At 73.2% G+C, this 9,540-nt stretch carries 7 protein-coding genes; all 7 read right to left on the bottom strand.

What is annotated here, in order from left to right:
- Positions 1-138: Asp-tRNA(Asn)/Glu-tRNA(Gln) amidotransferase subunit GatC (locus tag VIM19_03190; protein ID HEY5183914.1), on the bottom strand; the 138-nt coding region annotated here is incomplete at its 3' end.
- Between the two features lie 70 nt (positions 139-208).
- Positions 209-2,239, bottom strand: coding sequence for an EAL domain-containing protein (locus tag VIM19_03185; protein HEY5183913.1), 2,031 nt, complete (start codon positions 2,237-2,239; stop codon positions 209-211).
- A 43-nt stretch (positions 2,240-2,282) separates the two neighbouring features.
- On the bottom strand, positions 2,283-4,346 hold the full coding sequence (locus VIM19_03180; GenBank protein HEY5183912.1) for an EAL domain-containing protein: 2,064 nt from the start codon (positions 4,344-4,346) through the stop codon (positions 2,283-2,285).
- A 139-nt stretch (positions 4,347-4,485) separates the two neighbouring features.
- The gene (ligA, locus tag VIM19_03175) at positions 4,486-6,573 is read right to left on the bottom strand and encodes an NAD-dependent DNA ligase LigA (protein HEY5183911.1); all 2,088 of its coding nucleotides are present in this window, start codon (positions 6,571-6,573) and stop codon (positions 4,486-4,488) included.
- Positions 6,566-7,597 carry a methionine synthase gene (locus tag VIM19_03170; protein HEY5183910.1) on the bottom strand — a complete coding sequence of 344 codons (1,032 nt, stop codon included), beginning with the start codon at positions 7,595-7,597 and terminating at the stop codon, positions 6,566-6,568. The genes ligA and VIM19_03170 overlap by 8 nt, the downstream gene beginning before the upstream one ends.
- Entirely contained in the window at positions 7,594-8,697 is a 1,104-nt protein-coding gene (mnmA, locus tag VIM19_03165) for a tRNA 2-thiouridine(34) synthase MnmA (protein ID HEY5183909.1), read from the bottom strand. The genes VIM19_03170 and mnmA overlap by 4 nt, the downstream gene beginning before the upstream one ends.
- On the bottom strand, positions 8,697-9,540 hold an 844-nt coding region (locus VIM19_03160; protein HEY5183908.1), incomplete at its 5' end, for a cysteine desulfurase family protein. The genes VIM19_03160 and mnmA, both read right to left, overlap by 1 nt.

The raw sequence follows: 9,540 nt of genomic DNA, 5'->3' as shown, positions 1-9,540 counted from the left end.
CGCCACCTCGGACACCTTGGCCACCGACTCGAGGATCACGTCGAGCTGGGCGGCGAGCCGGTCGAGGTGCGGTGCGTCCAGCTCGAGGCGAGCCAGCCGGGCCAGGTGCTCGACCTCGACACGGGAGATCGACGGCATGGAGAGCCGCTCCTTCGCTGCGACAGGGTGAGCCCCCCATCTTAGGGTCGGCCGCGGCCGACCCTAAGCGCTACACCGCCCGCAGTGCCGCCGGCGCCACGTCCATCTGTCCCTGCAGCCAGGCGGTGGCCAGGTCGCCCGACATCGGGCGGCTGATGAGCCAGCCCTGCGCGTTGTCGCAGCCGAGCGCCACGAGCTGCTGCCACACCTGCTCGGTCTCGACGCCCTCGGCGACGGCGTCCAGACCGAGGCCGTGCGCCAGCTCGATGATCGAGCGCACGATGGAAGCGTCGTCCCCGCCGTCGGCGAGCCGGCTCACGAACGACCGGTCCACCTTGATCTCCGACACCGGCAGCCGCTGAAGCATGAACATCGACGAGTAGCCGGTGCCGAAGTCGTCCAGGCTCAGGGTGACGTCGAGCGCCTCGAGGGCCTCGAGCGTGTCCATCACCCGGGTGTGCTCGGTCATCAGGGTGCGCTCGGTCAGCTCCAGGCACAGGAAGGACGCCGGCACGCGGTGCCGGGCCAGCCCCTCGGAGACGGTGCGCAGCAGCTCCGCACCGTGCAGGTCCCTGGCCGACACGTTGACCGCGACCGAGACGGGCAGCCCCATCCGGCGCCACTCCGCCACCTGGCCGAGGGCCGCGTCGATGACGAACTCGGTGAGCCGGTGCATCAGCCCGGACGTCTCGGCCAGCGGGATGAACTCGTCCGGCGGGATGTAGCCCCGCTCGGGGTGGTTCCAGCGGACCAACGCCTCGACGCCAACGACGTCGCGGGCCCCCACGGACACCTTGGGCTGGTAGTGCACCTCGAGCTCGTGCGCGTCGATGGCCCGGCGCAGAGCGGCGAGCAGGCCGAGCCGGTCGGTCGTGTTGTGGTCTCGGCTGGGGTCGTACACCTCGACGTCGCCGTGCGACTCCTTGGCCACGTACATGGCGACGTCGGCGCGGCGCATGAGCTGCTCCACGGCGTCCCCGTGCTCGGGCCAGACCGTGATGCCGAAGCTGGCCTCCAGCTCGAGCAGCACACCCTCGAGGTTGAACGGCTCCTCCATGGAGTGCCGGACCCGGTGGGCCACCTCGGCCGCGGCCTTCGAGTTGGTGACGCCGGGCAGCAGCAGCGCGAACTCGTCGCCGCCGAGCCGGGCCACCAGGTCGTCGGGACGCAGCACGGCCGACAGCCGCTGGGACACCAGGACGAGCAGCTGGTCGCCGACGTGGTGACCGAGGGTGTCGTTGACCTCCTTGAACCGGTCCAGGTCGAGCAGGCACAGCGCGAACGGCTCCCGCTGTGGCGAGCTGACCGCCTCGTCCAGCCGGCGCAGCAGGTACTTGCGGTTGGGCAGCCCGGTGAGGGCGTCGTGCAGCGACTGCTGCTCGGCGACCATCGAGATCCGGCCGGTCTGGTGGACGGCGAACATCGGGATGAGCAGCAGCGGGATGAAGTACAGGCTGCCCTGCGCCACGAGCACGACGATCGGGGAGAGCGCGAGCACCGCGGCCGTGGAGACCACGTAGAACCAGAAGTCGTCGAAGAACGCCTCGCGGAACGTCTGGCCCTGGTCGGCGGCGAGCCCGGACACCAGCGCGTTGTTGGCGACGAACCACGCCACCCAGCCGGCCGCGATCCAGGACAGGTCCTGGCCTTGCATGGTCCGACCTGCGGCGACCAGCCCGTCTCCCTCACCGGCCAGGTACATGGGCACCCAGGCGGCCATCAACGACACGCAGTACTGGCCGACGTTGAAGAACAGCGTCCACGACGGCTTCTTCTGCGACCGCTGGGAGACGGTGGTCGCCCCCGCCTGCAGCAGCAGCGCCGGCCACGGGCCCCACAGGTACATGATCGCGAGTACGAAAGCGGTCGTGGTGACGGTGCCGTTCTGGTCGAACCAGCCACCGGTCTTCACCGGACGGAACTCGCCGAGCAGGACCAGGCCGGCGATCACCCAGAAGGCCCACGGCATGCTGCCCATCGCGGGCTGCACCTTGATGGCGGCGGCCGCCACGAACGCCCAGCCGACCCACACCGAGAAGTGCCAGGTCACCGCGAACAGCGACCAGCGGGCCAACGACGGGCGCGGTGGACCAGCCCCCATGACCTCTCCTCCCGCCGATGGCGCTCGGAGTTGTTGTCGGCGGCTAACCCTTCGGCCTTGAGGCCGACCCGCCCCGAAGGACCCGAAGGGCAGTGCTGCGGCTGGGGTGCCGCAGCAGCCACTCGGTCGCCTGCGCGGCCGGCATCGGGCGGCCGACGTACCAGCCCTGGGCGCTGTCGCAGCCCAGCTCGTCCAGCGCGTCCCAGGCCTCGATGGTCTCGACGCCCTCGGCCACGACCTCGATGCCGAGGGCGTGGGCCAGCTCCACGATCGAACGGACGATGGTCGCATCGTCGGTCGACTGGGTCATCCGCTGCACGAACGACCGGTCGACTTTGATCTCGCTGACCGGAAGCCGCTTGAGCAGGACCATCGAGGAGTAGCCGGTGCCGAAGTCGTCCAGGCTGAGCGACACGCCCAGCCGCTCGAGCGCGTCCAGGGTCCCGGCGACCCGGCCGGGCTCGGACATCAGCACCCGCTCGGTGAGCTCCAGGCGCAGCGCTCTGGCCGGTAGGCCGTGCGCCTGCAGGCCCCTGGCGACGGTCTGGGCGAGCATCGGGCCGTGCAGGTCGCGGGCCGACACGTTGACGGCGACCGGGATGTGCAGGCCCACCGACCACCAGGTCGCGGCCTGGGCCAGGGCGGCGTCCACCACGTAGGACGTCAGCCGGTGCATCAGGCCGGAGTGCTCGGCGAACGGGATGAACTCGTCCGGGTAGACCAGTCCGCGCTCCGGGTGCCGCCAGCGGACCAGTGCCTCGACGCCGACCACGCCGCCGGAGCCGAGCGCCACCTTGGGCTGGTAGTGCAGCTCGAGCTCGCCCTGGTCCAGCGACTGTCGCAGCGAGCCGAGCAGCCCGAGCCGGCTGGTGGAATGGCGGTCGGTGTCCGGTGCGTAGACCTCGATCCCGGAGCGCTCCTCCTTGGCCAGGTACATGGCGACCTCGGCCGAGCGCTGCAGCTGGTGGACGTCGGTCCCGTGTCCCGGGTACAGCGCGATGCCGACGCTGGCCTCCAGCTCGATGAGGACGCCGTCGGTGCGGAACGGCTCGGCCAGCGCGGTCCGGATCCGCACCGCCACCTCGATCGCGTCGTCCTCACCGGGCACATCGGTCAGCAGGATGGCGAACTCGTCGCCGCCGAGCCGGGCGACCGTGTCCTCCGGGCGCAGCGCGCCCCGGATCCGTCCCGCAACGTGCTCGAGCATCCGGTCGCCCATCTGGTGCCCCAGGGTGTCGTTGACGTCCTTGAACCGGTCGAGGTCGAGCAGGAACAGCGCCAGGGGGGCCCCGTTGGCCTTCGCCAGGGCGCTCTCCAGCTGCTCGAGCAGCAGCTTGCGGTTGGGCAGCCCGGTGAGCGGGTCGTGGTGGGCCTGGTGCTCCTTCTCCAGGGACATGGCCGAGGTGCGGTAGATGGCCACCAGCGGCGGCAGCAGCAGCGGGAACCACCACAGGCTCATCTGCACCGCGAGGGCGACCAGCGGCGAGATGGCGAAGACCGAGAAGTTCGAGACGACGAGGTAGCGGAAGTCCTCGAAGAACAGCGCGTGCAGCGGCGCTCGCGCGTGCGCCGCGAGCAGCCCCGAGACGATGAGGTTGTTGGCCAGGAAGTAGACGATCCAGGCGACGATCATGACCGGCAGGTCGCCTCGGACGATGTGGTGCCAGGCACTGGCGGTGGCCGTGTAGCCGAGGGGGACCATGGCCAGCCAGGCCAGCGCGAGGCTGACCGCGTACTGGGCCGGGTTCACCAGGGTCCGCCACCACTCCTTGCGCGCGGCCAGGTCGGCCACGACGGAGGCGATCGCCTGAGCCGCCACGGCCGGCCACAGCCCCCACAGGAACATGATCGCGAAGGTGAAGGCGATGGACGGCGTGACGCCCTCGCCGAACGACCGGCTGGTGACGACCGGGCGCAGCTCACCGAAGACGACGAGCGCGGACAGGCACACCAGGGCCAGGGCATGGTCGACCTGGCCCAGGGTCGGCGCGGCGACGACGGCCGCGCCGAGCACCACCGCGCCGGCCGCGACGATCGGCCAGTAGACGGCGCTGAACAGGTTCGGGCGCAGCACCGAGGGCGTACCGGCGCGCGTCGGCGTGTCCATCGCCCTCCCCCGCAGTCTCTGCCACTATGAGTAGTTGCCTGACTGCGCTGCGTAGTCTGCACCCCGGTGGGTGCTGTGACCACCCAGTCAGGCAGAAATTCGCCCGGACGGCGGGGAACGACGCGCCGGTGCCGCGGAGTCAGTCGGTGGCTGCGGTGAGCGCGCGGGCCACCTGCGGGCCCTGCTCGAGCAGCACCCGCAGCCCGTCGGCGTCCAGCACAGGGACGCCCAGCTGCAGCGCCTTATCGTACTTGCTGCCCGGTGCGTCACCGGCGACGACGAAGCCGGTGGTCTTGGAGACCGACCCGGTGACCTTCGCCCCGCGAGCCTGCAGGGCCTCGGTGGCGGCGTCCCTGGTCCAGCCGGCGAGGGTACCGGTGAGGACAACGGCGACGCCGTCGAGCGGCCGGGGGCCGTCAGACTCCGCCTCGTCGGCCATCCGCACACCGGCCGCGCGCCACTTGGCCACCAGCTCGCGGTGCCAGTCGACCGTGAACCACTCGATGATCGACTCCGCGATGACCGGACCGACCCCCTCGACCGCGGCCAGCTCCTGGGCCGGGGTCGAGGCGATCCGGTCGAGGTCGCGCAGCTCACGGGCCAGCGCCTGGGCGGCTGTCGGCCCTACGTGCCGGATCGACAGCGCCACCAGCACCCGCCACAGCGGCTGCGCCTTGGCCCGCTCCAGGTTGTCCAGCAGCTTGGCCGCGTTCGTGGACAGGCCGCCGTCCTTGCGGGTGAAGAACGGGCAGCCGGCCAGCCGCTCGGCGGTGAGCCCGAACACGTCGCCCTCGTCGGCGATCAGCCCGCACTCGAGCAGCGCGGCGCCGGCCTCGTAGCCGAGCACCTCGATGTCGAGGGCACCCCGGCCGGCCAGGTGGAAGACCCGCTCCCGCAGCTGCGCGGGGCAGGAGCGCGTGTTCGGGCAGCGGATGTCGACGTCCCCCTCCTTCTCGGGGGCCAGCGGGGTGCCACACGCCGGGCAGTGGGTGGGCATCACGAAGGCACGCTCGCTGCCGTCGCGCAGCTCCACGACCGGGCCGACGATCTCCGGGATGACGTCGCCGGCCTTTCGCAGCACGACGGTGTCCCCGATCAGGACGCCCTTGCGGCGCACCTCGTCCTGGTTGTGCAAGGTGGCCATCTCGACGGTGGACCCGGACACCCGCACCGGCGCCATGACCCCGAACGGGGTGACCCGACCGGTGCGCCCGACGTTCACCTGGATGTCCAGCAGCTTGGTGGTCACCTCCTCGGGCGGGTACTTGTAGGCGATCGCCCAGCGCGGCGCCCGCGACGTGGCGCCGAGCCGGCCCTGGGCGGCGAAGTCGTCGACCTTGACCACCACGCCGTCGATCTCGTGGTCCAGGTCGTGCCGGTGCTCGCCGTAGTGGGCGATGAAGTCGTAGACGGCGGCCAGATCGTCGACCACCCGGAACTGGCCGCTGGCCGGCAGCCCCCAGTCGGCCAGCGCCTGGTACGCCTCGGACTGGGTCGCCGGCTCGAAGCCGAAGCGGGCGCCCAGCCCGTGCACCACCAGCCGCAGCGGACGCGCCGCGGTGACCCGCGGGTCCTTCTGCCGCAGCGAGCCGGCCGCCGCGTTACGCGGGTTGGCGAACGGCGCCTTGCCGACCGCCACCAGGCCGGCGTTGAGGTCGGCGAACCCGGCCATCGGGAAGTACACCTCCCCGCGCACCTCGAGCAGCTCGGGCACCGGGCGCCGGCTGGCGTCGAGCACCGCCGGGACATTCGCCAGGGTGCGCACGTTCGCGGTCACGTCCTCGCCGGTGCGCCCGTCACCGCGGGTGGCCGCCCGCACCAGCCCGCCGTCCTCGTAGACCAGGTCGACGGCCAGCCCGTCGTGCTTCACCTCGCACAGCCAGCGCACCACACCGCCGGCGTCGCGCAGCACCCGCTCGGCCCAGGCCTGCAGCTCCTCGGCGCTGAACACGTTGTCCAGGCTCATCATCCGCTGGAGGTGCTGGACCGGGCTGAACAGCGTCGAGTAGGTCCCGCCGACCCGCTGGGTCGGCGAGTCGGGGGTGCGCACCCCCGGGTAGCGCTCCTCCAGGTCGGTCAGCTCGCGCAGCAGCGCGTCGTACTCGGTGTCGCTGACCACCGGCGCGTCCAGCACGTAGTAGCGGTACTGGTGCTCGTCGATCTGCTTGGCCAGCTCGACCGCGCGCTCCCTCGCCTCGGCCGGGACGCCGTCGACCAGCTCAGCCACGCTCGCCCTCCGGGTCGTCGACCAGCCGGCGTGCCGCCGTCCGAGCCCGTCCCAGCGCGGCCAGTGCGTACGCGGGCGAGGCGCCGGCCAGGCCGCAGGTCGGGGTGACCGTCACCCGGGCCGCCAGCTGCTCGGGCGGGACCCCGAGCCGGCGGCCCAACGTGCGGGCCGGTCGCGCATCATCGGACCCGGCCCCCGTGTCGGCTCCGGCGCCGAGGGCGGGCACCGTGCCGAGCAGCAGGTGGACGCCGGACTCCAGCGCCGTCCCGATCGCGTCGTCATCGGCGGGGGTCAGCAGCGTCGCGTCCAGGGACAGCCCCCTCGCGCCGGCAGCCACCAACAGCTCGACCGGAGGCTGCGCCGCGCAGCAGTGCACGACCGGCTCGGCCCCACTGGCCACCACCGCGTCGACGACCAGCCGCAGATGCTCGCGCAGCTCCTGCTCGCGCACCGAGCGCAGGGTGGCGAAGCCGCTGGCGGTGGGCACTCCGCCGGACTGGACGGCGGACAGCGACGGCTCGTCCAGCTGGACGACCACCGACGCGCCCGGCACCCGCCGGAGCAGGTCGGCCACGTGCCCGCCGATGCCCTCGGCCAGCGACACCGCGAGGTCGCGCCGCGCCCCCACGTCGGCCAGCGCCTTCTCCCCGTTGCCCAGCTCGACGGTGGCCGCGAGGGTCCACGGGCCGCACACCTGCAGCTTCAGCGGCCCGGCGTAGCCGTCGGTGGCCTCCTGGACGGCGTCGAGGTCCTCGGCCAGCAGCGACCGGGCCAGGCGCAGGTCATGCCCCGGCCGACCGGCCAGCCGCCAGCCGAACGGGCCCCACTCGGCCGGCAGGTCGGTGAGCAGCGCGACGGCGCGGCCGGTCAGCTCCGCGCCCGGCCCCCGCGCCGGCAGCTCGGGCAGGTGCGGCAGGTCGGGCAGCTCGCCGAGCACCATGCGGACGGCCTCACGCACGTCGGTGCCGGGCATCGAGCCGACCCCGGTGGCCGCCCCGACCGGCCAACCCCCCGACCAGGTCACCGGGCCGCCCCGTCGGGCGCCGTGACCTCGGCGGAGGTGGCCGCGATGGTGGCCGAGCCGACCACTCGGGTGCCGTCGTAGAGCACCGCAGCCTGCCCAGGGGCAATCCCACTGGTCCGGCTGGCCAGCCGGACCACGACCCGGTCGCCGTCCACCTCGGCGACGCCCGGGAGCTCCTCGCCGTGTGCGCGCAGCTGCACCCCACAGCCGAAGGTGCCCTCCGGAACGGCCCCGCACCACCGCGGCCGTTCCGCCTCGACGGTGCGCACCGTCAGCTGCTCGACCGGGCCGACGGTCACCTGCCGGTCGACCGGGGAGACCGACAGCACGTAGCGCGGCCGGCCGTCGGCGGCCGGCCGGCCCAGCCGCAAACCCTTGCGCTGGCCCACGGTGAAGGCGTAGGCACCGTCGTGCTCGCCGAGTACCTCGCCGCTGACGTCGACCACCGGCCCGGGCGCGGACCCGATCCGGTCGCGGAGGAACCGCTCGGTGTCTCCGTCCGGGATGAAGCAGATGTCGTGGCTGTCCGGCTTCTGTGCCACAGCCAGCCCGCGGTCGGCCGCCTCGGCTCGCACCGCCCCCTTGACGGTGTCGCCGAGCGGGAACATCGCGTGCGCCAGCTGCTCGGCCGTGATCACTCCGAGGACGTACGACTGGTCCTTGGCACGGTCGACGGCCCGGTGCAGCTCAGGCCCCTGCGGCCCCCCGACGACGGATGCGTAGTGCCCCGTGCAGACCGCGTCGAACCCCAGGGCCACCGCCCGGTCGAGCACCGCGGCGAACTTGATCCGCTCGTTGCAGCGCAGGCACGGGTTGGGGGTGCGCCCGGCCGCGTACTCGGCCACGAAGTCGTCGACGACGTCGGCCCGGAACCGCTCGGCGAGGTCCCACACGTAGAACGGCAGGCCGAGGACGTCGGCCACCCGCCGGGCGTCGCGGGAGTCCTCCAGGGTGCAGCAGCCGCGGGAACCGGTCCGGAACGACTCGCGCTGGGCGGCCAGGGCGAGGTGGACGGCGGTCACCTCGTGGCCGGCGTCGACGGCGCGCGCCGCGGCGACGGCCGAGTCGACCCCGCCCGAGAGCGCAGCGAGGACGCGCACTACGCGCTCCGCGCCGTGGTGAGCCCGGCCCGACGGGCCCGCTCGACGACCGGGCCGATCGCGTCGGCCAGCGCCTGGACGTCGGCCTCGGCCGAGGTGTGCCCCAGCGAGAAGCGCAACGAAGCCCGCGCGGTGGCCGGGTCGGCCCCCATGGCCAGCAGCACGTGCGAGGGCTGAGCGATGCCGGCGCTGCAGGCGGAGCCGGTGGAGCACTCGATGCCGCGCGCGTCGAGCAGCAGCAGCAGGGAGTCGCCCTCGCAGCCGGGGAAGGAGAAGTGCGCGTTGGCGGGCAGCCGGCCGGCCGGGTCGGGGTCGCCGTTGAGCTGGGCGTCCGGGACGGCCGCCCGCACGGCCTCGACCAGCCGGTCCCGCAGGGCGCCCACCCGGGTGGCCCGGCCCACCCGCTCGTCCGGCAGCGTGGCGGCCGCCGCGGCGAACCCGGCGATCGAGGCAACGTCGAGGGTGCCGGACCGGACGTCGCGCTCCTGGCCACCGCCGTGCAGCACCGGGACGACGTCCACCCCCCTGCCGAGCAGCAGCGCGCCGACGCCCACCGGACCGCCGAACTTGTGCCCGGACAGTGTCAGCGCGTCCAGGCCGCTGGCCGCGAAGTCGACCTCGAGCTGGCCGGCGGCCTGGACGGCGTCGGAGTGCATCGGCACGCCCTGCTCGCGGGCCACCGCGGCCAGCTCGGCCACCGGCTGCACGGTGCCGACCTCGTTGTTGGCCCACATGACCGTGACCAGCGCCACGGACTCGGGGTCGTCGGCCAGCACCTCGCGCAGCGCCTGCGGACGCGCCCGGCCGAGCCGGTCGACCGGCAGCCACACCACCTCGGCCTGC

The organism is Actinomycetes bacterium, from assembly GCA_036510875.1.
Classification (GTDB): Bacteria; Actinomycetota; Actinomycetes; order Prado026; family Prado026; genus DATCDE01.
Note: the sequence above shows the minus strand (reverse complement) of the source record. Positions and strands in the feature narration are given on the sequence as shown.

Excerpts from the sequence above, each read along its gene's own strand:
- VIM19_03185 (HEY5183913.1), bottom strand. The coding sequence starts at position 2,239 with ATGGGGGCTGGTCCACCGCGCCCGTCGTTGGCCCGCTGGTCGCTGTTC.
- VIM19_03180 (HEY5183912.1), bottom strand. The coding sequence starts at position 4,346 with ATGGACACGCCGACGCGCGCCGGTACGCCCTCGGTGCTGCGCCCGAAC.